The sequence below is a fragment of the Arthrobacter sp. 10L424 genome (assembly GCF_056395325.1).
In genome coordinates, this window is the sequence record NZ_JBFTJH010000004.1 from 89,809 (window position 1) to 112,490 (window position 22,682).

Genomic DNA, 22,682 nt, shown 5'->3' on the forward strand with positions numbered 1-22,682 from the left:
GGCTGCCGCCCGATGTTGCGCGGAGTGAAACCTCGGCCATTCACCACGAATGGCCGCTTGGGCAGGTCGTTTGGCGGCCACTTGCGTCAGATGGGTGCACTTTGGTGCGGAGCCCGTGCCGCCGGGCATTCTGGTGCTCCACCGGGCGGGGGGTAGGACCAGGGGTTGAACCTCGTCGATTCACCACGAATGGCCGCTTTGGCAGGTTGTTTAGTGGCCACTTGCGTCAGATGGTGTGCTCAATTGCATCGAGACCGGGTCCCGCGAGGGGTTTATTGGCGACGAATGGACATGCTCAGCGCTTCCATAAGTATCTGTTCTCCGGCCGGCCCGCGGCGCCATAGCGGGGGGTTAGCCGGGCGAAGCCGTGGATGACCAGATACTCGAGGTAGCGCCGGGCGCTGACCCTGGACAGCCCGAGCTGAAGCGCCATCCCGGCCGCCGAGACGTCCTCCGGGCTCGACTTGAGCGCCTCGATGACGGCGTCCAGCGTGGGCCGGGACAGCCCTTTCGGCAGCCTCGACATCGGCTCGGCAGCCGGGTCAGCCACGGGACCGGCCAAGGTGTCCCCGGCTGTGGCCCGGCGGGTCGGCGCCACGAGCCGGTCGATGCTGTCCTGGTCCAGCGGCCCTGCAGCCCCACCTGCGGCGAGTTCACGGCGGAGGAACAGGTACTCGTCGAGCCGTTCGTTGAGGGCCTGGGAGGTAAAGGGCTTCACTAGGTAGTGCAGCACCCCGCCGGCCATGGCGCCGCGGACCGTCTCCAGCTCCCGCGACGCCGTGATGACAAGGACGTCCAGGGCCTGCTGGCGGCCGCGGAGTTGCCGGAGTACGTCCAGGCCGGACATGTCCGGGAGATGGATATCCAGCAGGACCAGTTCCGGCCGCAGCTCCGCCGCCAGGTCGAGGCCCTGCTGTCCGGTGTGGGCCATGCTGACGACGTCGAAGCCGCCGCGGGCCAGCAGGAATCCGTGGTGGATTCCGGCGACTGCCACGTCATCGTCAATGATGAGGGTGCGAATGGGGCTCATTGTTTTTGTAGTTCCGCCTCTTTTGTCCTGAGTACCACCGTAAAGCAGGCGCCGCCCAGCGCGGATTGCGACACCGACGCCCCGCCGCCCCGGCGCCGGGCCACCCGCTGGACCAGTGCCAGCCCAAAGCCGCGGCTGTTGATCCCCTCGGCTGCTTTGGTGGTGACGCCGGCCTCGAAGACGGCCTGCCGCTCCGGTTCGGGGACGCCCGGACCGTCGTCCTCGACCGTGATGGTGCGGCCGCCGTCGGGGGACTCCTCCAACCGGACGGCGACGGTGCTGTCGTAGCCCGCCGCGTCCACCGCGTTGTCGATCAGGTTCCCCAGGACCGTGATGACGTCGCCGGTCCCGTCCGGGGTGCACGCCGAATCCGGGCTGACCAGAATCTCGATGCCGCGCTCGGCGCAGACGGTGGACTTGGCGATCAGCAGCGCCCGGACGTCATGGTCGGTGATTCCAGCGGCCAGGGGACGGCTGACGAAGGCGGCGTCGCTGTGGCTCCGGCCCAGGTACTGCGAGGCTTTGTCCTGCTCGCCCAGCTCCAGGAGACCCGAGATCACGTGCAGTTTGTTGGCGAATTCGTGGGCCTGTGCCCGGAGCGCCTGCGTCACGTCCAGGGCCCCGTCGCGGTCGCGGAGGACGGCGTGGAGCTCCGTGCGGTCGCGAAGGATCAGCACCTTGCCTACCTCCCGGCCGTCCACGGTGGCGGCGTTGACCTTGCCCAGCAGGATCCGTTCCCCGGAGAGCACCAGCTCCTCCGCAACGGACCCGGCGGTCAGCATCCGCCGGATCCCGGGTTCCAGGCATTCGCTGGCGGGTTTCCCGGTGATCTCCTCGCCCAGTCCCAGCAGCCGGCGGGCTTCGTCGTTGACCAGCGCCACCTTCCCGTCAGCGTCGACGGCGACCAGCCCCTCGCCCAGGCCGTGCAGCATCGCGTCGCGGGTCTCGAGGAGCGCGGCGATCTCCTCCGGTTCCAGCTTGTAGATCCGCCGCCACACGAGCTTGGAGATGTACATCGCCCCCAGCGACCCGAGCAGCGCCGCCCCAAGGAGCCAGCCGAACAGCTGTGGCAGGTCCTCGTAGAGGTCCTGGGCCAGGGTGGTTTCGAGCACGCCAACCGAGGCCGAGCCGATCACAGTGCCGGTTCCGTCAAAAATGGGAACCTTCACCCGCCAGGACTCACCCAGGGTTCCTGTCTGGGTGCCGACGTAGATCTCGCCGGACAGCGGGACAGACGGATCGGTGGAAACGGGCCTGCCGATTTCGGCCGGGTTCGGGTGGGACTGCCGGACCCCGTTCCGGTCCGTCACCACCACATAGGTGACATTCGAGGCCTGCCGGATGACTTCGGCGATGGGCTGGATGATCTGGGCCGGATGCGGTGTCCCGAAAGCCTGCACTACCGAGGGCAGCCGGGCAACACTTTCAGCGACGCCGATCAGCCTGCCTTTGTAGGCGTCCCTGAGCTGCTGTTCCTGCATCCGGATGGTCACGGCCCCGACCGCCGTCAGGACGGCCAGCACGATGGCGAGCTGCAGCGCCACCAGCTGGAAGCGTAAGGGAATCCTGTGAACCATGTCACAAGTTTCCCATCCGGCCGCCGCCTCACCGGCCAAACCCGGCCTCCGGGCTGTGACCAATATGACCACTACTACCTCTATGGCCAAATTCTGGCCCCCGGGCCGGGGCGCTCCTAGTCTCTGGGAAGTGATTCCGATGACGTGCGTCACATTTCAACAAGGAGAAACCATGACCTCCCCTTCCAATTCCACGCGGTCCAGCTTCACCCGCCGGGCTGCGCTCGCTGCCGGGGCGGCCGGCGTCGTCCTCGCAATGTCGGCCTGTGCCGGTGGTGCAAGCGGCGCGGCGGCCGGCCAGAGCGGCGCGGCAGCCGACCCCATCAAGAAGCTGAGCATCATCGTTCCGGCCAACCCGGGCGGTGGCTGGGACCAGACCGGCCGTGCGATGCAGCAGGACCTGCAGACCAACAAACTCGTCACCTCCGCCCAGGTCAGCAACATCGGCGGCGGCGGCGGCACGAACGGCCTGGCCAAGCTCGCCACCGAAAAGGACGTCAACACCCTGATGGTGATGGGCTACGTCATGGTGGGCGCCGTGGAAACCAACGCCGCCAAGACCCGGCTGGAAGACACCACCCCCATTGCGCGCCTGACCGAAGAGCCGCTGGTCCTCGTGGTCCCGGCGTCGTCGAAGTACCAGTCCGTCAAGGACCTTGTGGACGACATCAAGGCCAACGGCAAGGGCGTGGCGATCACCGGCGGCTCGGCCGGTGGAGCGGACCACATCCTGGCCGGCCAGATCCTCAAGTCCCAAGGCGTCGAGTCCGACAAGCTGAACTACATCGGCTACTCCGGCGGCGGCGAATCGATCGCGGCCCTGCTCGGCAACAAGGTCCAGGCCGGCATCTCCGGCGTGGGGGAGTACGCCGAGCAGGTCAAGGCCGGCAAGGTCCGGGCGCTCGCCGTCTCCGGCACGTCCGAGGCACCGGCCCTGCCGGGCGTCAAGCCGCTCAAGGACCAGGGCGTCGACGTCGTGCTGACCAACTGGCGCGGTGTTGTTGCGCCGGGTTCCATCGACGACGCGCAGAAGGCAAAGCTGACCGAGGTTGTCACCAAGCTGCACGCCACGGAAGCCTGGAAGGCCACCCTGGCCAAGAACAACTGGGACGACGCCTTCCTCGCCGGCGACGGTTTCAAGACCTTCCTCACCGAGGACATCGCCAAGGTCAAGACCACGCTCACCGAGATTGGCCTGGTCAAGTAACAATGTCCGTTCAAGTCAGCACGCCCGCCAAGCGTCCCACGGGGGAGATCCTCTTCGCCCTGGTGTTCGTAAGCGTGGGCGCAGCCGGCCTGCTGACGGCGGGGTCCATTCCGATCCCGCCGTCAGAGACCGGCATCGGCCCGCGGGCTTTTCCATACATCGTGTGCACCATGCTGGTGCTCGTGGGCACCGGCATCGTCGCCCAGGTGTTCCGCGGCAAGGTGGGCCAGGCCGAGGAAAGCGAAGACCTGGACGTCACCGCCAAGACCGACTGGGTGGCCCTGGCGAAACTCGTGGGCTTCGTGGTGCTCCACATCTTCCTGATCGAACCGGCCGGCTGGCCCATTGCCGCAGCCGTGCTGTTCAGCGGAGCGGCGTGGTCGCTGGAGGCCAAGCCGCTCTGGAAGGCGGTCATCATTTCCGTGGTGCTGGCGCTCGTGCTGCAGTACGTCTTCGGCGGCCTGCTGGGCGTCTCCCTGCCGCCGGGCCCGCTGCTTGAGGGGGTGCCGTTCTTCCATGGATAGCTTCATGATGCTCCTGGAGGGCTTCTCGACGGCGCTGCAGCCGGTCTACCTGCTGTACGCCCTGGGCGGCGTCTTCGTCGGCACCGCCGTCGGCGTGCTGCCCGGCATCGGTCCGGCGATGACCGTCGCGCTGCTGATGCCCATCACCTACGCGCTGGATCCCGCGGCCGCGCTCATCGTGTTCGCCGGCATCTACTACGGCGGCATGTACGGCGGCTCCACCACGTCCATCCTGCTCAACACCCCGGGCGAATCGTCCTCGATCGTCACGGCGCTCGAGGGCAACAAGATGGCAAAGGCCGGCCGGGGCGCGGCGGCACTGGCGACGGCGGCGATCGGCTCGTTCATCGCCGGCACCATCGCGACTGTGCTGCTGTCCTTCCTGGCCCCCGTCGTCGCGGAACTGGCCGTCGGCCTGGGACCCGTGGACTACGTGGCCCTGATGGTGGTGGCGTTCCTCACCGTCGGTGCCCTGCTGGGCGCCTCCGTGCTCCGCGGCCTCGCGTCGCTGGCCCTGGGGCTGTTCATCGGGATGATCGGCATCGACGACAGCACCGCGCAGCAGCGGTTCACCTTCGACAACCCCACCCTGGTGGACGGCATCGACATGGTCCTCGTAGCTGTGGGTCTCTTCGCCCTCGGCGAGGCCCTGTACGTGGCCTCGAAGCTGCGGCACGGCCCGGTCGAGGTCATCCCGGTCAGCAAGGGCAAGAACGCCTGGCTGTCCAAGGAGGACTGGAAACGGTCCTGGAAGCCGTGGCTGCGGGGCACCTTCATCGGGTTCCCGATCGGCACGGTGCCGGCAGGCGGCGCGGACGTCTCCACCTTCCTGTCCTACGCAGCTGAGCGGAAACTCGCCAAGGGCGAGAACAAGGCACAGTTCGGCAAGGGCGCCATCGAGGGCGTCGCCGGGCCGGAAGCGGCGAACAACGCCGCTGCCGCCGGCGTCCTGGTCCCGCTGCTGACGCTCGGAATTCCGACGACGGCGACCGCGGCCATGATGCTCACGGCGTTCCAGCGCTACCAGATCCAGCCCGGACCGCTCCTGTTCGAGAACCAGGGCGCGCTGGTGTGGACCCTGATCGCCTCGCTGTACGTCGGCAACCTGATGCTGCTGGTGCTGAACCTGCCGCTGGTCGGGCTCTGGGTGAAGATCCTGCAGATCCCGCGGCCCTACCTGTACGCAGGCATCCTCGTCTTCGCGGCCCTGGGCGCCTTCTCGGTGAACTTCGCGGCGGCCGACGTCGGCATCCTGCTGGTGGTGGGCATCCTGGGCTACTTCATGCGACGCTACGGCTATCCCGTGGCGCCCATGGTGGTGGCGATGATCCTCGGGCCCATGTTCGAAGTGCAGCTGCGGCGCTCGCTGCAGCTCTCCCAGAACGACCCCACGGCCCTGTTCTCCTCGCCGTTCGCTGTGGTGGTGTACGTGTCGATGGCACTGATCTTCGTGGGCTCCTGGTGGCTCCGCCGCCGGCAGGCGTCCCTGGAGGCTGCGCCGGTGAAGGACGAGCTGTCCGTCTAGGCAGAACGCTCTCCTGATTCGCCACAAATGGCCGGAATGGTGACCACCATTCCGGCCATTTGCGTCAGATCGGTGGTGCGGTGGGCCGCAGAACGTGCCCCGGGCCCCGGCAACGGGACTCAGTCCTCCGGCGGCAAGGATAGCGGCGGGATGGACTCGTACAGCGGAATCCGGATCCAGCGCTCGCCGGTGGCGCGGAATTCCTTCCGGGTGGCGAAGCGGTACAGGTAGCTGCGGGCCCGCACCCAGCGGGGCCGGGCGCCGTCGAACGGGTCATGGCGCAACAGGCGCAGGGTGGGGCGGTCGGCCTCCAGTAGTTTGGCCAGGAAGGCGTAGAACCACTGCTCGTGCACGGTGCGCAGGGGAAGGAACCACATCAGCCAGTCGAGGCGCAGGTGATACGGCGCCCACTGGCGCGGGATGCGGCGGACGTCGCCGGGCTTGCCACGGAAGCCGTATTCCTGCCAGTCCGCAGTCTCGTCGGGCTCGGCGTCGAGGGTTCCCTCCACCGCGATTTCGATCCGCTGCTTCGTGACCGTGCCGAAGGCGCCATAGGTGTTCCCCAGCTGCCAGCGGTTGAAGGCGGCGTTCATCAGCTGGTCGTGGGAGAACAGGTTCTCGGCCGGGCGGTAGCTGAGCACCACGAGCAGCACGGTGGCGACCAGGACCACCACCAGCCACGCGACCGGCGCCTGGGTACCCGTCGCTGCCGCCCCGCCCGCCGTGGCAACTGCCCCGCCCGTGCCGGCCGCCGCGGTGTGCCAGTCGAGCGGAATCGCCGGGACCAGGGCATGCGCCACCGGGTCGCTGACGGCGGCGAAGGCGAGCAGGATCGCCATCCAGTTGAGCCACGCGAAGTTCCCGCTCGCCACCAGCCAGAGCTGCGTGAAAATGACAATTCCCGCCGCCACGCTGGCCAGCGGCTGCGGGGCAAAGAGGAAGAACGGCACCACCAGCTGCGCGAAATGGTTGCCCAGGACCTCCACCCGGTGCCACGCCTTGGGCAGCAGATGCGCCTGCCGGCTGAGCGGGCCCGGCATCGGCTGGGTCTCGTGGTGGTAGTACAGGGCGGTGAGGTCGCGCCACTCCCGGCCGCCGCGGATCTTGATCATGCCGGCGCCAAACTCGAGGCGGAACACCAGCCAGGCCAGCAGGATCAGGATGGTCCGCGGCGGGGGAATCTGGTCGGAGCCGAGGAACGCCACAATGAAGCCGGCCTCCAGCAGCAGCATCTCCCAGCCAAAGCCGTAGAACGTCTGCCCCACATTGACGATCGACATGTACAGCAGCCAGAGCGCCAGAAACGCCAGCATCGGAACCCACGGAGGGCCCAGCTGTGGCAGCCCCAGGATTGCCGTGGCGGCGATCGCCATACCGCCCCGGCAGACGGCCCGCAGCAGCCGGTCCGAGTAGCGCCAACTGAACAGGGTGGGCCGGCGGTACCGGCTGGAGCGTGCCACGAAATCCGGGACCGGCAACAGGCCGCGCTCGCCGAGGAGGGCCGGAAACTGGTTGTGCGAGGACAGGAACGCGACAAAGTAGATGGTGGCGATGCCGCGCTGCAGCACCTGCCGGGCGAACTCGTACTCCGGCGCGTCGAACCAGGCGGTCCACTCCACGATCCCCACGTTACGCCTGCGGTCCGCGGCGTCAACGGCGGGCGTCGAGTGGACACTTCGCGGCAATGTTGCGCGCGATCACTGCCGTGACATGTCAACTCGATGGGGAACCCGAGCACGAACGCGGTGCGGGATACTTGAACCATGCAGCCGCGCAAGATCGTCCTCCTCGGGTCCACCGGTTCCATCGGCACGCAGGCGATTGACGTCGTCGACGGCGCCCCGCACCTTTTCGAGGTCGTGGCGCTCAGCGCGGGCGGCGGCAACCTCGAACTCCTGGCCCGGCAGGCCGTCCACACCCGGGCCCGGGCCGTCGGCACCGCGTCCGGAGATGCGGGTGCCCTCCAGCACCTGATCGACGACGCCGCCGGGGCGGCGGGAGTGACCGGCTACCGGCCCGAGATCATCACCGGCCCGGACGCCTCCACCCGGATCGCCGAAATCGAGGCCGACGTGGTGCTCAACGGCATCACCGGCTCGATCGGCCTCGCCCCCACCCTGGCGGCGCTCAAGTCCGGGGCAACCCTGGCCCTGGCCAACAAGGAATCCCTGATTGTCGGCGGCGCCCTGGTCAAGGCCGCGGCCCGCGAAGGCCAGATCGTCCCGGTCGACTCCGAACACTCCGCCATCGCCCAGTGCCTGCGCTCCGGCTCCGCCGCCGAGGTGGACCGGCTGGTCCTCACGGCGTCCGGCGGTCCCTTCCGCGGCAAGACCAGGGAGCAGCTGCACGATGTCTCCCCGCAGGACGCCCTGGCGCACCCCACCTGGGACATGGGCCTTATGGTCACCACCAACTCCGCCAGCCTGGTCAACAAGGGACTGGAAGTGATCGAGGCGCACCTGCTCTTCGACATCCCGCTGGAGAAGATCGACGTCGTGGTCCACCCGCAGTCCGTGGTCCACTCGATGGTCCAGTTCATCGACGGCTCCACGATCGCCCAGGCCTCCCCGCCGGACATGCGCCTGCCCATCGCCCTGGGCCTCGGCTGGCCGGACCGCGTTCCGGGCTCGGCCCGGCCGTGCGACTGGACCCAGGCCACCAGCTGGACCTTCGAGCCGCTCGACACGGAGGCGTTTCCCGCCGTCGGGCTGGCGAAGGATGCCGCCAGGCAGGGGAGTACCTACCCGGCGGTCTTCAACGCCGCGAACGAGGAGGCCGTGATGGCGTTCCATGCCGGGCGGATCCGGTTCACCGACATCGTCGATACCATCGAAGCGGTGCTCAGCGAACACACAGGTTCCTCCGGGCTGACGGTGGAGTCCGTACTGGATGCTGAAAGATGGGCACGCGCCCGCACCCACGAACGTTTAGCCCTCAGAAGCGTCTAGGAAGCAGCAGATTCAAGCATGAGCCCCGTCCTCCTCTTTATCCTCGGTGTCGTCTTTGTGGCGATCGGCATCGCCGTGTCCATCGCCCTCCACGAGGTCGGCCACCTGCTGCCCGCCAAGCTCTTCAAGGTCCGCGTCACCAAGTACATGATCGGCTTCGGGCCCACACTCTGGTCCCGCAAAAAGGGCGAGACCGAATACGGTTTCAAGGCCATTCCGCTGGGCGGCTTCGTCTCCATGATCGGCATGTACCCGCCGAACAAGGAGGACGGCACCGTCCGGACCTCCAGCACCGGCATGTTCCAGTCGCTCGCCTCAGACGCCCGCTCCCTGGCGCACGAGGAAGTCGGTCCCGCCGACGCCAACCGCGTCTTCTACAAGCTGCCGGTCTGGAAGAAGATCATCATCATGCTCGGCGGCCCGGCCATGAACATGCTCATCGGACTCGCCCTGACGGCCGTGCTGCTGATGGGCTTCGGCATTGCCACCCAAACCACCACCATCGCCGACGTCTCCAAATGCCAGGTCAAGGCCGGCGAAACCGTGGACCCGAACTCGGCCGACTGCAAGCTCACGCCCGCCGCCACCGCGGGCCTGCTGCCCAACGACGTCATCACCTCCTTCGACGGCAAGGCCGTCACCAGCTGGGATCAACTCACCGGCTGGATCCGCGCCTCCGCGGACAAGCAGGTCAGCATCACGGTGGAGCGCGACGGCGTCCCGGTCACCACCACCGTCACCCCGGTCCTCTCCGCGCGGCCCGTGGTGGGCGACGACGGCCGGCAGGCCAAGAGCGCCGACGGCACCCTCCAGTACCAGGACGTCGGCTTCCTGGGCATCGGCGCGCAGACCGCGCTCGTGCCGCAGCCGGCGTCGACCGTCCTGCCAATGGCGGGCGAGAACATCAAACAGATCGCCGGCGTCGTCCTGAACCTTCCGGCCCGTGTGGCCGGTGTGGCGCAGGCAGCCTTCAGCGAGGAACCCCGCGACCCCAACGGACCCATCAGCGTGGTCGGCGTGGGGCGGGTGGCCGGCGAGGTCGCCGCCATGGAGCAGGTTCCGATGCAGTCCCGGGTGGCCACCCTGGTGGGGCTCCTGGCCGGGCTCAACTTCGCCCTGGCCGTCTTCAACCTCATCCCGCTGCTGCCGCTCGACGGCGGCCATGTGGCCGGCGCGCTGTACGAAGGGGCGCGCCGCAGGATTGCCAAGCTCTTCGGCCGCCCGGACCCCGGCGCGTTCGACATCGCCAAGCTGCTCCCCGTCACCTATGTGGTGGCAGTGCTGCTGATGGGCATGGGCGCCCTGCTGATCTACGCGGACATCGTCAAGCCGGTCAACCTCTTCGGCTGACACGGCGGCTTTCCGGCCTGCCGGGGCCGCCGTCGTTGTGTCGAAGTCGCGAAATCGCCGGAAAGCTGCCAGTTCGCCGACACTGTACGGCGATTTGGCAGCTTTCCGGCGACCTCGGAGGGCCGGGGGCCGCCCAATCCGCCCGGGCGAACCGGATTGCGATGATTTACTCTTATCAGCTTATTTCGTCTTATTTTCAGTAATCAGTTGAAAATGATTGATTCCCGTAGATCAGCCCTTTAGGGTGGGGCTATGTACGTGATGACGATCGACCAGCGCGGCAGCAGCGCCGACGTAGACCGTGTCCCCGGGCTCCTGGCGGAGTTGGCCGGCTTGTCCACCGCCGGGCGCTTCGAGCGCTCAGTGGGCGACGAGGTCCAGGGCGTCGTGGAGCGTCCGGACGAAGTCGTCGAGATTGCCCTGCACGCCCTGCGGAGCGGCCGCTGGTACGTGGGAATCGGAGTGGGCGCTGTGGACCTGCCGCTGCCGGCCAGCCCGAGGGAAGGTTCCGGTCCGGCCTTCGTGGCGGCGCGTGTGGCCGTCGAGAACGCAAAGTCCGGGTCAGCGCATGTTCCGTTCTCCGTCGTCTCCGGCGGGCTGCGCAGGGGAGAGGCGGCTCCCTCGCCCGCAGGATCAGCAGGCGCCCGCGCCTGCGCCAATGCCGAGGCGGTGCTGCGGCTGATCGGACGGCTCGTCCAAGACCGGACGGCCGCCCAGTGGAAGGTCGTGGATGCGCTGCGCTCGGTGCAGCAGGGCCACTCCGGCACGCACGGCACGCAGAAAATCGCTGCACAGGAACTGGGAATCACCGAACAATCGGTGAGCCGCGCACTGCTGCGCTCCGGTTGGCAGGAAGAATGGGCGGCGAGGCCGGCGGCGGAAATGCTGCTGTCCTTCGCCCACGGAACAATCACCGGCACCGGAAACGGCACCGGAAACGGCGACGCCGGCGGGCAGCCTGCGGACCGGGCCCGGGACGCGGGAGTGGCCCGGCAATCGGATTCCCGCCCGCGGGACAGCACAGAAGGAGATCGGTGGACGCCCTCTGGATCACCCTGACCCTGCTCGCTGCCGGCTTCGTCGGCTGGCCCGTCACCGCGCTGGTCTTCCGGCTCGCCCGGACCATCGACGACCGGGCCGACGCCGGCACCCGCGCTACGGACCCGGCCAACGATCCAGCGGCGGACGTCACCGTTGACCCCTCGGCCGCCGCTGATCCCACCGCAGCCACTCCAGCCGCCGGCACCGCGGCATTGGCAGCAGGCTCCGCGGGCGCCTCGGTGAACAGCGTCCGGATCCTGCGCGGCGGCGCGATCATCGGCGTGCTGGAACGGCTGGCGGTGTGCCTTGCGATCCTCGCCGGTGAACCGGTCGCTATCGCCTACGTGGTTGCGATCAAGGGCCTGGGCCGTTTTGCCGAGTTGAAGGAGACTCCGGTCGCCGCGGAGCGGTTCATCATCGGAACCCTCACGTCCCTGCTGTGGGCGGCTGGCGTCGCGGCCCTGGCCAAAGTGCTCTTCCTGAGCTGACGCCACCCCGACGCGGGCTGGCCGCCCCGTCGCCCCGCCACCCCGCCGCCCCGTCGCCGTCCCGCCGCGTGCGGGGCTCCGCGCGTCCCCGGCTGCGCCCCGGAGCGCGGCCCCGCACGGTGTCCCGGTGGGCGCCGGATGGGTACCGGGCCGGCAGGGCGATAGTGTATCCGTATGACTGTTTTTGCTGTTGAGTACGTATACGGCGCCGAATCCTCTGAGGTCCGCGACGCCACCCGCCCCGCACACCGCGAATGGACCGCAGGACTGGCCCAGGAGGGAACGCTGCTCGCCAGCGGTCCGTACGGTGACGGCGCCGGTGCCCTCCTCATCTTCAAGGCCGCCGACGAGCAGGCCCTGAACCAGCTCCTCAAGCAGGATCCTTTCGCCACCGCAGGCGCCATCTCCGGTACCCGCACGATGGTCTGGGCCCCCCTGACCGGCCTCCTCGCCGGTCACGCCGCCTGACCAACCCCGCCAGACCTACTTCGATACAAGGAGTCCATGTGACCTCGGTCAGCCTGGGAATGCCGTCAGCACCGCCCCCCGTCCTTGCGCCGCGCCGCAAGACCCGCCAGATCAAGGTGGGCTCGGTCGGCGTCGGCTCCGATTCGCCGATCAGCGTGCAGTCCATGACCACCACGCCCACCACGGACATCAACGCCACCCTGCAGCAGATCGCCGAGCTCACGGCGTCCGGCTGTGACATCGTGCGCGTCGCCTGCCCGTCCGCCGACGATGCCGAGGCGCTCCCGATCATCGCCAAGAAGTCCCAAATCCCCGTGATCGCGGACATCCACTTCCAGCCGAAGTACGTCTTCGCCGCCATCGAGGCAGGCTGCGCGGCGGTCCGGGTGAACCCCGGCAACATCCGCAAGTTCGACGACCAGGTCAAGGAAATCGCCCGCGCGGCGAAGGACCACGGCACCTCGATCCGGATCGGCATCAACGCCGGATCGCTGGAGCCCGGAATCCTGAAGAAGTACGGCAAGGCCACCCCCGAGGCCCTCGTGGAGTCCGCCGTCTGGGAAGCCTCACTGTTCGAAGAGCACGGCTTCAATGACTTCAAGATCTCGGTCAAGCACAATGACCCGGTCATCATGGTCGCTGCCTACGAGATGCTCGCCGAGCAGGGCGACTGGCCGCTGCACCTCGGCGTCACCGAAGCCGGACCGGCCTTCCAGGGCACCATCAAGTCGGCCACGGCCTTCGGTGCGCTGCTGTCCCGCGGCATCGGTGACACCATCCGCGTGTCACTTTCCGCCCCGCCGGTGGAGGAGATCAAGGTCGGCAACCAGATCCTGCAGTCGCTGAACCTGCGCCCGCGCAAGCTCGAGATCGTCTCCTGCCCGTCCTGCGGCCGCGCCCAGGTGGACGTGTACACGCTTGCTGAACAGGTCACGGCCGGTCTGGAAGGCATGGAGATCCCGCTGCGCGTTGCCGTCATGGGCTGCGTCGTCAACGGACCGGGCGAAGCCCGCGAAGCCGATCTGGGCGTCGCGTCGGGCAACGGCAAGGGCCAGATCTTTGTGAAGGGCGAGGTCATCAAGACTGTCCCCGAGAGCCAGATTGTTGAGACACTGATCGAAGAGGCCATGCGTATCGCTGAAGAGATGGGGGAGGCCGATGGCGAAGATGCTGTCAAGGGTAGCCCCGTGGTTAGCGTCTCGTAAGGACGGCGCCGCTCCCGGCGTCGCAGTCCGGGCCCTCGGGGGCCCGGACACTTCCCAGCTTGTGGACCTGGCCCGGCAGGACGCCGTCGCCAACGTCTTTATCCTGTCCCATCTGAAGACCGCCGGTTCGGCGGCCCCCACTGCCGGCGGCGCCAGCATCCTTGGCGTGTTCGACGGCGGCATCCTCCTGGGGGCGTGCTGGGCCGGCGCCAACCTGGTGCCGGTGCAGCTGGACCCGGAGCTTGCCGGCATGGTGGCGGTGGCCGCACACAGCACGGGCCGCCGGTACGCCTCGATCTTCGGTCCGGCGGAGTCGGTCCTGGCCCTGTATGCCGGGCTGGAACAGTTCGGCCAGGCGGCCCATGAAATCCGCGACGACCAGCCGCTGATGACGATTTCCGGCCCGCCCGCCGTGGCGCCGAATCCGCGGCTGGGCTTTGGCCAGCTGGCCGACTTCGACAAGATCCTGCCTGCGTGCGCGGCGATGTTCGAAGAGGAAGTGGGCTATTCGCCGTACCTGGGCGGCCGGGAGTACTACAGCCGCCGGGTCAAGGGCCTCATTCGCGAGGGGCATTCGCTGGTCCACCTGGACGCCGCGGGCGAGGTGGTCTTCAAAGCCGAACTCGGCGCGGTCACTCCGGAGGTGACGCAGGTGCAGGGTGTCTGGATGAACCCGGCCCTCCGCGGACAGGGCCTCAGCGCCGGGTACATGGCCGCCGTCGTCGTTCTGGCCCAAACCCGGGCCCCGGTGACCAGCCTTTACGTGAACAGTTTCAACTCCCGGGCGCGCGCCACCTACGAACGAGTGGGCTTCCGCCAGGCGGGCACCTTCGCCACAGTTCTTTTTTGACGCCAGTTCTTTTTAGCGGCAATCCTTTCTTGACTGCAGTGGCTTTTTGGCCGTCGGGTTACGCGACGATTAACAGCAGTATTCTCCCGCCCCAGCAGTAACACGTGGCTTCCTGAAAAATATCTGGATGCGGACTCTTGTTTTCGTGCCCCGCGTCACATAAGTTCGAGCTAGCCGTGTCGCATGGGCACGTGTTTCCCCGGGAGTACCAGCCGGGGTAGCAGACGCCCTTGAGGGCAACACCAGGGGCCCACAGCCAGAGATTTGGCGGTATTGGGGGCCGCAGAGCCACGTCATGACAGGATGACCAGCCGGATTCGGCCAGGGGCTTCCACCGGTCATGACGTGGCTCTTCTGCGTCCGGGCGGACGGTAGATTAGTATCTAGGCTTTTGCGCCGGTCACTCCGGCTCTCCTGATCCACAGCCTAAGTTCACAGCTTCGCTGATTTTCCCGCACCTTCCCAGAAACGGATAGATACCCAGTGGTCCTTCGACTCTCCAAGTTGTTCCTGCGCACCCTGCGTGAAGATCCCGCCGACGCCGAGGTGGCCAGCCACCGGCTCCTGGTCCGCGCCGGGTACATCCGCCGCGCCGCTCCGGGCATCTACACCTGGCTTCCGCTGGGACTGAGCGTGCTGCGCAAGGTGGAGACGGTCATCCGCGAGGAAATGTCCGCCATCGGAGCCCAGGAAGTGCACTTCCCGGCCCTGCTGCCCAAGGAACCCTACGAGGCCACCAACCGCTGGACCGAGTACGGCGAAGGCATCTTCCGGCTCAAGGACCGCAAGGGCAACGACTACCTGCTGGCCCCCACGCACGAGGAAATGTTCACCCTGCTGGTCAAGGACCTGTACTCCTCGTACAAGGACCTGCCGCTGAGCATCTACCAGATCCAGAACAAGTACCGCGACGAGGCACGTCCCCGGGCAGGCCTGCTGCGCGGCCGCGAATTCATCATGAAGGACTCCTACTCCTTCGACGTCGACGACGCCGGCCTGGACGCCAGCTACGAGGCACACCGCGGCGCCTACCTGAAGATCTTCGAGCGCCTGGGCCTCGAGGTCGTTCCGGTGTCCGCCACCGCCGGCGCCATGGGCGGCTCCAAGAGCGAGGAATTCCTGCACCCGACGGAGATCGGCGAGGACACCTTCGTCCGTTCCGCCGGCGGCTACGCGGCCAACGTCGAGGCCGTCACCACGGTGGTCCCCGCGGACATCGACTTCAGCAACGCCCCTGCCGCCGAGGTCCGGGACACCCCGGACACCCCCACCATCGACACGCTCGTGGACGCCGCCAACGTCCTGGTGCCCCGTGCCGAGGCCGACGGCGGCGCCTGGACGGCCGCCGACACCCTCAAGAACGTCGTCCTCGCCGTCACCCTGCCCACCGGGGAACGCCAGCTCGTCGTCATCGGCGTTCCGGGCGACCGCGGCGTGGACCTCAAGCGCGTGGAAGCGAACATCGGGTCTTTCCTGCCCATCGCCGGCGAAATCACGCTCGAGGCCGCCAACGAGGAGGACCTCAAGAAGCAGCCCCTCATCGTCAAGGGCTACCTCGGACCGGGCATGTCCCTGGACGCGCCCCTGCTCGGCGCCGAGGGTGCCGCCAAGCTGCTCTACCTCGTGGACCCGCGCGTCGTCAGCGGTTCCGCCTGGGTGACCGGCGCCAACGAGGCCGGCAAACACGTCTTCGGACTGGTCGCCGGCCGCGACTTCGGCTGGGACGGCGTCATCGAAGCCACCGAGGTGCGCGCCGGCGACGAGGCCCCCGACGGCTCCGGCCCGCTGGAAACCGCCCGCGGCATCGAAATGGGCCACATCTTCCAGCTCGGCCGCAAGTACGCCGAAGCCCTCGAGCTCAAGGTCCTGGACCAGAACGGCAAGCAGGTCGTGGTGACCATGGGCTCCTACGGCGTCGGCGTCACCCGCGCCGTCGCGGCCCTGGCCGAATCCAACCACGACGACAAGGGCCTCGTCTGGCCGCGCGCCGTCGCCCCGGCCGACGTCCACGTCGTCGCCGTTGGCCGCGGCGAGGAAATCTTCGCCGCCGCGGAGAAGCTGGCCCTCGAGCTCGAAGCCGCCGGCCTCGACGTGATCTACGACGACCGCCCCAAGGTTTCCCCGGGCGTGAAGTTCGGCGACGCCGAGCTCGTCGGCGTCCCGACCATCCTCGCCGTCGGGCGCGGCCTGGTGGACGGGGTCGTCGAGATCAAGGACCGCCGAAGCGGCGAAGCCGAGAACATCGCCGTTGAGAAGGCCGTCGACTTCTGTGTCGACGCCGTCCGCAACCACTAACCCGCTGAACCTGCGGGCGTGGTTTCCGGACTCGAATCAATCGAGCTCAGCACCCTCATACTGATCGTCGTCGCCGGCTTCGCCGCGGGCTGGGTCGATGCCGTCGTCGGGGGCGGGGGACTGATCCAGCTCCCGGCGATGCTGCTGGTGCCGGGCATCAGCCCGGTGCAGGCGCTGGCGACGAACAAGATGGGGTCGATTTTCGGCACCACCACCAGCGCCGCCACGTACTACGGCCGGGTGCGGCCGGATCTCCGCACGGCGCTGCCCATGGCGGTGATCGCCATGGCCGGGAGTTACGGCGGGGCGGTCCTCGCGGCGAACCTGCCGGCGAGTGTGTTCAAGCCCATCATCCTGGTGGCGCTCGTCGCCGTCGCGCTGTTCACTGCCTTCCAGCCCAGCGTCGGCCAGCTGACCAAGCTGCGCCACGAGGGTCACCGGCACTACGTCGTGGCCTGCCTGATCGGCGGCGTGATCGGCTTCTATGACGGGCTGATCGGCCCCGGGACCGGATCCTTCCTGATCATCGCGCTCGTCTCGGCGATGGGCTACGCCTTCCTCGAGGCAAGCGCCAAGGCCAAGATCGTGAACATGGCCACCAATGCAGGCGCCCTGCTGTTCTTCGTCCCGCACGGTGCCGTGCTGTGGGGACTCGGGCTGGTCCTTGGCGCCTCGAACATGGCCGGCGGCTACCTCGGCGCCCGGACGGCCGTGAAGCAGGGGAGCAGGTTCATCCGTATCGTGTTCCTGGCCGTGGTCGGGGCGCTCATCGTCAAACTCGGCTCGGACATCTGGCAGGACAGCTTCGCCTAGCAGCCGCTCCCGCCGGCCAGCACTTCGGACCTAACGGCCGGTGGCTTCGGCGGTTTGGTGTTCTGTCACGAAGGGACCGAGCAGCGTCCTGAGGTGGGAGTGGACTCGTTCAAGCGTTTGCCCGGATTCGAGCATTCGCGTGCCGGCGTGAACGACGGAGTTGATCAACTCTGCCAGCGACTCGGGGTCCGCAACCCCAAGCTCCCTAAGCGTCTCTATGAGCGGTTCCTGAAGCTGCCGGTGCATCAGGGTGGCTTGCTCGTCGAGTTCGGCACCCGGGGCCAGCGCGGCCAACGCTGCCCCGACGGCGTGAGCTCCTTCGGCCACAAGATCCACATTGGCCGTAGCGTAGGCCAGGATACGGTCCGCTTTGGTGGGGGCATCGGCCATGGCGCCGGTCACGCGCTCGGTCCAGCGTGGGAAAATGTCGCGGACCAGGGCCTGGAGCAGGTCCTGCCGGGAGTCGAAGTACTGGTAGACGCTGGGTCTCGAAAGTCCGGCCCGCGCGGCCACGTCGGCCATGGTCGGCGCTTCCGAAGTTTCCTGCAGGAGTTCGTGGGCAGCGTCCAGCAGTGCGCGCTCCTGTGCGGCGCGGTGCTCCGCGACGGTGGCGGCACTGATTCTGGGCATTGCGGGATCCTTTGACACTGACTGACGTACGCATCAAGGATACGGTGCGAGACGGCGGCCTGCTGGGCAGGCCGCCGTCGTCGTACGCGGGGTGGTGCGTGTTAGCGGACCGGGGCAGGGGCCCCTAAGTGGCCGTCCACCATTTCGACGACGCGGTTGCAGTAGCCGAGGACGTCGTGGTCGTGGGTGACCATGACGGTTGCGACGCCGTGCTCGCGGCTCTGCCGGGCGAGGAGTTCTACGACTTCGCGGCTGCGCGCCCGGTCCAGGGACGCGGTCGGTTCATCCACGAGTAGCAGTTTCGCCCCGGAGACGAGGGCCCGCGCAATGCCGACGCGCTGCCGTTCGCCTCCGGAGAGCTGGCCGGGACGGTTGGTCGCACGGTGGGCCATGCCGACTGATTCCAGCAGGGCAATCGGGTCGAAGGCCCTCGATCCGCCCGCGAGACGGTTGACCAGCCTGAGCTGATCCGCTGCGGTCAGTGCAGGGATGAGGTTGCCGGACTGGAAGACGAAGCCAATATTGGCCAGCCGGAACGCAGCGCGTTTGCCCTGGCGCAGTTGGGAAAGGTCCTGGCCGTTCACCGTGACCGTTCCGGAATCAGGGGCTGCCAGGGCGCCGGCGACGGCGAGCAGTGAGGATTTGCCGGAACCGGACGGCCCGACAATGGCCAGGAACTCGCCGGGGGCAACATCGAGGCTGACGTCATCCAGGGCTCTCACCCGGGTGTCGCCGTCGCCGAGTTCCATCACCGCGTGGCGGATGGACAGGCCGGTGGTTTGGAGTGTGTCAGCGGGGCTTGCGCCGGCTGCCGGGAACATGGGGTTGGTCATCGCTGTCCTCCAAGGGCGTTGAGCGGGTCGATCCGGGAAATGCGCACCACGGCCACGGCGGCACCGATCAGGCCAAGGCCAATGGTGAGAGCTGTGGCGATGGCGATCGATGCGGCCTCGAGAGCGAACGGCATGGCGTCCGGCATGGCGGCGCCCAGGCCCAATCCGGCGGCCACGCCCAGCGCGGTGAATCCCACCAACAGGATGGCGGCCTGGGCCAGCCCGTCCCGCAGCAGGTAGCCGGTCGAGGCCCCGATGGCCCGCAGCACCGAGATTTCGTGCTTGCGTTGGATCGTCCACACGGTAAAGAACGCGCCGACCACCAAAGCGCAGATCGCGTAAAGGAACACCTGGATCATGCTGAGGGTCATGGTCTCGGCCTCATAGCCGGGAGATGCATTGAAGGCAGCGGACAGGGATTTGCTGGACGTTCCGGCGGCACTGTCTCCGGCCGCAAGGTCCGGCTTGGCGCCGGGCTTGGCCTGGACGGCAACGACGCTGGCGGTATCAAAATCAATTGCGGACAGCTGCGCGGCGCTTGGGGCTCCGGCTGCGGCCTGGCCGGAGGCGATCAGCTGCCAGGTTTTCAGGGGCAGGTAGGCCACATCGACGTGTCCGAACGTTGCCTGCCCATCGGTGAAGCCAACAACTCTAAGCTTCGTGCCAATCCGGTCCAGCGTCACCACCGTGCCGAGGTTGATGCCTTCAGCCTTTGCGGTCGAGGACACGACAATGCCGTCAGTATCGCCGAGACCGGTACCTGCAGAGCGGGACGGTTCCAGGAAGGATCCGGGCTCGATGCCGAAAAGCGTGAGGTCAATCTGCCTGCCGGAATCGGTGGTGGCATTGGCCATACCAACGCCCATCTTCTCGGCGGCGGCAACGCCCTCGATGCCGCGCCAGGCGATGAGCTGCTGGTCATCGATCACGGAGCGGGAGAAGGCGTTGTCGGTCTTGGTGCCCTCGTCGAAGGCGAAAGCGGTCACGGGCATCGATTTGAGGCCGGACACGCCGTCGTTGACGAGGCCCGAGGACAGGCCGGAGAGCATCACCATCAGGACGGCGATGAGTGCAATCACGCCGCCCATCAGGCTGAAGCGGCCACGCGCGAAGATCAATTCGCGGAGTGCAAGGAACATTGGGAGTCCTAGGTTTAGGGATGAACGGGTAAGGTTGCTGACACGATGTCGACATCTTGCCGACAGCTTGTCAGGAAAAGGCCATTCGTTCAAATCCACGGCGCCGGACGGCACTTTGGACGCCACCCCCCAGCTTCATCCGAACCGGTTCGACGAAGGTTCGAACAGCCCTGCCCGTCGCATCGCCGCGGGCGTAGCATGCAGCTATGTCAGCATCTGAAGAACGCTACGAAGGTGCCCTGGAGGCTGCGGCCCGGCATGCACGGCAGTGGCTGGAGAGCCAGGAAACCCGGCACGTCGGCCCCAGCGTGACCGCGGCGGACCTGGCGGCAGTCTTCGGCGGTCCGCTGCCCCAGGACGGAATGCCGGCCGCAGAAGTGGTGGACTACCTGGCGACGAAGGCTGAACCCGGGTTGATGGCCATGCCCTCCGGACGGTTCTTCGGCTGGGTCATCGGCGGGACCCTTCCGGCCGCGCTGGCCGCGGACTGGCTGGTCAGCGCCTGGGACCAGAACGCCGGATTGCGGTTCGCCACGCCCGCGACGGCGGCCATCGAAGAAGCCGCCGGCAAATGGCTCCTCGAGCTGCTGGGCCTCCCCGAGGAGTCCGACGTCGGGTTCGCCACTGGTGCCACCATGGCGAACTTCACCGGCCTGGCAGCGGCGCGTTGGCGGCTGATGGCCGACTCCGGCTGGGACCTCGACGGCGACGGCCTCGCCGGCGCGCCCCGGATCCGCTGCTTCGTGGGCCAGGAACGGCACGACACCATCGATCTCGGACTGCGGTATCTCGGGCTGGGGCGGCCTGACGTTGTCCCTGCGGACCGGCAGGGCCGCATCGACCCGTGGGAACTTGACCGTGCCCTGGGCCGCGCTGTTGAACAGGCGTCGGCCGCGGGATCGCGCCCGGCGCCATTGCTGGTCTGCCTGCAGGCTGGAAACCTGCATTCCGGAGCCTTCGATCCGTTCGTGGAGGCAATCGCCGTCGCAAAGGCGCGGGGTGCCTGGGTCCACGTGGATGGCGCGTTCGGGCTCTGGGCCGCGGCCGTCCCGGAGCTCGCCGCCCTGACCGCCGGGCTGCAGGGGGCCGATTCGTGGGGCACTGACGCGCATAAGACCCTCAACGTCCCGTACGACTGCGGGATCGCAGTGGTCCGTGACGCTCGGGCCCTGCGCGCAGCCATGGGCGTCCACACCAGCTACCTGATCCAGGACGCGGACGGCGCGGCGGACCCCTTCGAGACCGTTCCCGAGCTGTCCCGCCGGGCCCGCGGGGTGCCGGTCTGGGCCGCGCTGAAATCGCTGGGCCGGGACGGCGTCACGGGCCAGGTCCGCGGGCTCGTGCTGCGCGCCCGGCAGCTCGCGGATTGGCTGTCCGCGCTGGACGGCGTCGAGGTGCTTAACGACGTCGACTACACCCAGGTGTCGCTGGCCTTCGGCGACGACGCCACCACCCGCGCGGTGACGGCGCGGATCATCGGCGACGGGCGGGTCTGGATGTCCGGTTCCCGCTGGCAGGACAGGGATATCCTGCGGATCTCCGTCAGTAACTGGAGCACCGACGACGCCGACGTTGCAGTCGCCGTCGACGCTGTCCGGGATGCACTGGCTGCGGTCCGCAGGCAGCATCTTTAGCCGGCGGCGTCCCCAGGTGCCGGCAGTTCGTGCGGTGCGGGAAGCCCCGGCAGGGTCCGGCCGGCCAGCGTGCTGGCCACCCAGAGCGAACGGGCGAGGTCGCCCTTGTGGCGTGGTTTGGCGGCGTACCAGAGGGCGTTTTCCACCTCGCGGGCCAGGCTCCACTGCCGGGCGACGTCGGCGTCGAGGCCGGCGGCACTGCTGAAGTCGTGGCAGCGCTCCCGCAGGCCCCGTGCGGGATCGGCCCGCGGAAGCTCCTGGATCCGGTTCCACAGCAACGGCGCCACCGCGAACTCCGCCTCGCCGATCATGGGCTGCGGATCGATCGCGGCCCAGCCGCCGGCCGGTTCACCGCCGGGGTCCGGTTCGTCGCGGGGGAGCCGGGCAAGGATGTTCAGATAGTGCAGGTCGGTATGGACCAGCACGTCCTTGCCGGAGCGGCGGCCGACGGCGCCTCGGGTCTGGCAGACCTCCAGCGCGGCTTCCAGCAGCCAGCGCGGGAAGGGCCGGCCCAGCCGTTCCCAGGTCTCCGGCAGCTCATCGCTCCATTGTTCGGCCCGGGCCGCAACGTGTCCGAACTCCGCCCAGTCCGGCTGTCCGTCCGGGACCAGGCTCAGCCGGCGGACCAGTGCGGCCCACACCGGGACTGCCACGTCCATCGGCGCGTCCTGTAGCGAGCGGTCGGCGTCCAGACGCTCCAGCAGCAGCGCGCCGGCCCCGGCATCATGGGCCAGCAGCCGGACAGCCCCGTGCCCGTTCCAGAGGGACAGGGCATACGGCTCCACGAGGGCTTCGTCGTGCGGATAGGCGATCTTCAAGACCGCGGGTTCACCGGTGCGGGAGCCGGCAACGGCGCCGGCCGGATGGCGCACCGGGACAACGATGGCGCCGTGTCCGTTCCAGGGCAGCTCACCGGGAGCGAGGTCAAGCTCGAGCTGCCACCGGTCGAGGGACTGCTCGATCAGCCGGGGGAGTGACGCCAGCCAGTCGCGGCCGGTGGCGCTGCCGCAGTAGCGGCGGCTGAGGTCGGGTGGGATCGGGACGTCTGCGGTCTGGCTCATCGGATCCAGCGTAGTTGCTGCCGGGCGCTTGGTAGCCGCTGACGCCGCCTGATCCGGCCTGCGG

Annotated in this window: 20 protein-coding genes; 13 read left to right on the plus strand and 7 right to left on the minus strand. The window is 68.1% G+C overall.

Annotated elements, in window-relative coordinates:
* Nucleotides 1-295: 295 nt before the first annotated feature.
* Together AC1DC5_RS10150 and AC1DC5_RS10155 are read right to left on the minus strand one after the other, a co-directional pair.
* Nucleotides 296-1,030, minus strand: a complete 735-nt coding sequence (locus AC1DC5_RS10150) for a response regulator (protein WP_476865041.1) — start codon at nucleotides 1,028-1,030, stop codon at nucleotides 296-298.
* Nucleotides 1,027-2,607 (minus strand): ATP-binding protein, encoded by a 1,581-nt coding sequence (locus AC1DC5_RS10155; protein WP_476865042.1) that lies wholly within the window; start codon nucleotides 2,605-2,607, stop codon nucleotides 1,027-1,029. Before AC1DC5_RS10155 ends, AC1DC5_RS10150 begins: the two co-directional genes overlap by 4 nt.
* Before the next feature lie 172 nt (nucleotides 2,608-2,779).
* Here AC1DC5_RS10155 and AC1DC5_RS10160 point away from each other — a divergent pair, with 172 nt between their 5' ends.
* The 3 genes from AC1DC5_RS10160 to AC1DC5_RS10170 are packed head-to-tail and all read left to right on the plus strand — an operon-like array spanning nucleotide 2,780 to nucleotide 5,863.
* Entirely contained in the window at nucleotides 2,780-3,814 is a 1,035-nt protein-coding gene (locus AC1DC5_RS10160) for a Bug family tripartite tricarboxylate transporter substrate binding protein (RefSeq protein ID WP_476865043.1), read from the plus strand.
* A 2-nt stretch (nucleotides 3,815-3,816) separates the two neighbouring features.
* Nucleotides 3,817-4,338 (plus strand): tripartite tricarboxylate transporter TctB family protein, encoded by a 522-nt coding sequence (locus AC1DC5_RS10165; protein WP_476865044.1) that lies wholly within the window; start codon nucleotides 3,817-3,819, stop codon nucleotides 4,336-4,338.
* Nucleotides 4,331-5,863, plus strand: coding sequence for a tripartite tricarboxylate transporter permease (locus AC1DC5_RS10170; RefSeq protein ID WP_476865045.1), 1,533 nt, complete (start codon nucleotides 4,331-4,333; stop codon nucleotides 5,861-5,863). The genes AC1DC5_RS10165 and AC1DC5_RS10170 overlap by 8 nt, the downstream gene beginning before the upstream one ends.
* Before the next feature lie 119 nt (nucleotides 5,864-5,982).
* Here AC1DC5_RS10170 and AC1DC5_RS10175 read toward each other — a convergent pair whose 3' ends face one another.
* On the minus strand, nucleotides 5,983-7,482 hold the full coding sequence (locus AC1DC5_RS10175; RefSeq protein WP_476865046.1) for a lipase maturation factor family protein: 1,500 nt from the start codon (nucleotides 7,480-7,482) through the stop codon (nucleotides 5,983-5,985).
* 144 nt (nucleotides 7,483-7,626) lie between these two features.
* Between AC1DC5_RS10175 and dxr the strand changes: the two genes are divergently transcribed.
* The 9 genes from dxr to AC1DC5_RS10220 all read left to right on the plus strand — a co-directional run bounded on the left by dxr (nucleotide 7,627) and on the right by AC1DC5_RS10220 (nucleotide 17,321).
* Nucleotides 7,627-8,811 carry a 1-deoxy-D-xylulose-5-phosphate reductoisomerase gene (dxr, locus tag AC1DC5_RS10180; protein WP_441405516.1) on the plus strand — a complete coding sequence of 395 codons (1,185 nt, stop codon included), beginning with the start codon at nucleotides 7,627-7,629 and terminating at the stop codon, nucleotides 8,809-8,811.
* A gap of 18 nt (nucleotides 8,812-8,829) precedes the next feature.
* Nucleotides 8,830-10,161: a M50 family metallopeptidase gene (locus tag AC1DC5_RS10185; RefSeq protein ID WP_441405515.1), complete on the plus strand. Its 1,332-nt coding sequence runs from the start codon at nucleotides 8,830-8,832 to the stop codon at nucleotides 10,159-10,161.
* 252 nt (nucleotides 10,162-10,413) lie between these two features.
* Complete coding sequence (locus AC1DC5_RS10190) at nucleotides 10,414-11,220, plus strand: MarR family transcriptional regulator (RefSeq protein WP_441405514.1); 807 nt, start codon at nucleotides 10,414-10,416, stop codon at nucleotides 11,218-11,220.
* Nucleotides 11,196-11,690, plus strand: a complete 495-nt coding sequence (locus AC1DC5_RS10195) for a hypothetical protein (protein ID WP_441405513.1) — start codon at nucleotides 11,196-11,198, stop codon at nucleotides 11,688-11,690. Before AC1DC5_RS10190 ends, AC1DC5_RS10195 begins: the two co-directional genes overlap by 25 nt.
* Nucleotides 11,691-11,864: 174 nt before the next feature.
* Nucleotides 11,865-12,158: a YciI family protein gene (locus tag AC1DC5_RS10200; RefSeq protein WP_441405512.1), complete on the plus strand. Its 294-nt coding sequence runs from the start codon at nucleotides 11,865-11,867 to the stop codon at nucleotides 12,156-12,158.
* A gap of 38 nt (nucleotides 12,159-12,196) precedes the next feature.
* Nucleotides 12,197-13,363 carry a flavodoxin-dependent (E)-4-hydroxy-3-methylbut-2-enyl-diphosphate synthase gene (gene ispG, locus AC1DC5_RS10205; RefSeq protein WP_441405511.1) on the plus strand — a complete coding sequence of 389 codons (1,167 nt, stop codon included), beginning with the start codon at nucleotides 12,197-12,199 and terminating at the stop codon, nucleotides 13,361-13,363.
* Nucleotides 13,326-14,213, plus strand: coding sequence for a GNAT family N-acetyltransferase (locus AC1DC5_RS10210; protein ID WP_441405510.1), 888 nt, complete (start codon nucleotides 13,326-13,328; stop codon nucleotides 14,211-14,213). Before ispG ends, AC1DC5_RS10210 begins: the two co-directional genes overlap by 38 nt.
* Nucleotides 14,214-14,696: 483 nt before the next feature.
* On the plus strand, nucleotides 14,697-16,508 hold the full coding sequence (locus AC1DC5_RS10215; RefSeq protein ID WP_441405509.1) for a proline--tRNA ligase: 1,812 nt from the start codon (nucleotides 14,697-14,699) through the stop codon (nucleotides 16,506-16,508).
* 18 nt (nucleotides 16,509-16,526) lie between these two features.
* Entirely contained in the window at nucleotides 16,527-17,321 is a 795-nt protein-coding gene (locus AC1DC5_RS10220) for a sulfite exporter TauE/SafE family protein (protein WP_441405508.1), read from the plus strand.
* Nucleotides 17,322-17,351: 30 nt separating this feature from the next.
* On the opposite strand, the gene AC1DC5_RS10225 is transcribed toward AC1DC5_RS10220, so the two are convergent.
* The 3 genes from AC1DC5_RS10225 to AC1DC5_RS10235 all read right to left on the minus strand — a co-directional run bounded on the left by AC1DC5_RS10225 (nucleotide 17,352) and on the right by AC1DC5_RS10235 (nucleotide 19,923).
* A complete protein-coding gene (locus AC1DC5_RS10225) occupies nucleotides 17,352-17,951 on the minus strand; it encodes a TetR/AcrR family transcriptional regulator (RefSeq protein WP_476865047.1) in 600 nt (199 codons plus the stop codon).
* A 101-nt stretch (nucleotides 17,952-18,052) separates the two neighbouring features.
* Nucleotides 18,053-18,784, minus strand: a complete 732-nt coding sequence (locus tag AC1DC5_RS10230; RefSeq protein ID WP_441405506.1) for an ABC transporter ATP-binding protein — start codon at nucleotides 18,782-18,784, stop codon at nucleotides 18,053-18,055.
* Nucleotides 18,781-19,923 carry an ABC transporter permease gene (locus AC1DC5_RS10235; RefSeq protein ID WP_476865048.1) on the minus strand — a complete coding sequence of 381 codons (1,143 nt, stop codon included), beginning with the start codon at nucleotides 19,921-19,923 and terminating at the stop codon, nucleotides 18,781-18,783. The genes AC1DC5_RS10230 and AC1DC5_RS10235 overlap by 4 nt, the downstream gene beginning before the upstream one ends.
* Before the next feature lie 206 nt (nucleotides 19,924-20,129).
* Between AC1DC5_RS10235 and AC1DC5_RS10240 the strand changes: the two genes are divergently transcribed.
* Nucleotides 20,130-21,557, plus strand: coding sequence for a pyridoxal phosphate-dependent decarboxylase family protein (locus AC1DC5_RS10240; RefSeq protein ID WP_476865049.1), 1,428 nt, complete (start codon nucleotides 20,130-20,132; stop codon nucleotides 21,555-21,557).
* Here the strand turns inward: AC1DC5_RS10240 and AC1DC5_RS10245 are convergent.
* Nucleotides 21,554-22,618 carry an aminoglycoside phosphotransferase family protein gene (locus AC1DC5_RS10245; protein ID WP_441405503.1) on the minus strand — a complete coding sequence of 355 codons (1,065 nt, stop codon included), beginning with the start codon at nucleotides 22,616-22,618 and terminating at the stop codon, nucleotides 21,554-21,556. The two genes, AC1DC5_RS10240 and AC1DC5_RS10245, sit on opposite strands and share 4 nt — an antisense overlap.
* Between the last annotated feature and the right edge of the window lie 64 nt (nucleotides 22,619-22,682).

Excerpts from the sequence above, each read along its gene's own strand:
- AC1DC5_RS10150 (WP_476865041.1), bottom strand. The coding sequence starts at position 1,030 with ATGAGCCCCATTCGCACCCTCATCATTGACGATGACGTGGCAGTCGCC.
- AC1DC5_RS10155 (WP_476865042.1), bottom strand. The coding sequence starts at position 2,607 with ATGGTTCACAGGATTCCCTTACGCTTCCAGCTGGTGGCGCTGCAGCTC.
- AC1DC5_RS10160 (WP_476865043.1), top strand. The coding sequence starts at position 2,780 with ATGACCTCCCCTTCCAATTCCACGCGGTCCAGCTTCACCCGCCGGGCT.
- AC1DC5_RS10165 (WP_476865044.1), top strand. The coding sequence starts at position 3,817 with ATGTCCGTTCAAGTCAGCACGCCCGCCAAGCGTCCCACGGGGGAGATC.
- AC1DC5_RS10170 (WP_476865045.1), top strand. The coding sequence starts at position 4,331 with ATGGATAGCTTCATGATGCTCCTGGAGGGCTTCTCGACGGCGCTGCAG.
- dxr (WP_441405516.1), top strand. The coding sequence starts at position 7,627 with ATGCAGCCGCGCAAGATCGTCCTCCTCGGGTCCACCGGTTCCATCGGC.
- AC1DC5_RS10185 (WP_441405515.1), top strand. The coding sequence starts at position 8,830 with ATGAGCCCCGTCCTCCTCTTTATCCTCGGTGTCGTCTTTGTGGCGATC.
- AC1DC5_RS10190 (WP_441405514.1), top strand. The coding sequence starts at position 10,414 with ATGTACGTGATGACGATCGACCAGCGCGGCAGCAGCGCCGACGTAGAC.
- AC1DC5_RS10200 (WP_441405512.1), top strand. The coding sequence starts at position 11,865 with ATGACTGTTTTTGCTGTTGAGTACGTATACGGCGCCGAATCCTCTGAG.
- AC1DC5_RS10210 (WP_441405510.1), top strand. The coding sequence starts at position 13,326 with ATGCTGTCAAGGGTAGCCCCGTGGTTAGCGTCTCGTAAGGACGGCGCC.
- AC1DC5_RS10225 (WP_476865047.1), bottom strand. The coding sequence starts at position 17,951 with ATGCCCAGAATCAGTGCCGCCACCGTCGCGGAGCACCGCGCCGCACAG.
- AC1DC5_RS10230 (WP_441405506.1), bottom strand. The coding sequence starts at position 18,784 with ATGACCAACCCCATGTTCCCGGCAGCCGGCGCAAGCCCCGCTGACACA.
- AC1DC5_RS10235 (WP_476865048.1), bottom strand. The coding sequence starts at position 19,923 with ATGTTCCTTGCACTCCGCGAATTGATCTTCGCGCGTGGCCGCTTCAGC.
- AC1DC5_RS10240 (WP_476865049.1), top strand. The coding sequence starts at position 20,130 with ATGTCAGCATCTGAAGAACGCTACGAAGGTGCCCTGGAGGCTGCGGCC.
- AC1DC5_RS10245 (WP_441405503.1), bottom strand. The coding sequence starts at position 22,618 with ATGAGCCAGACCGCAGACGTCCCGATCCCACCCGACCTCAGCCGCCGC.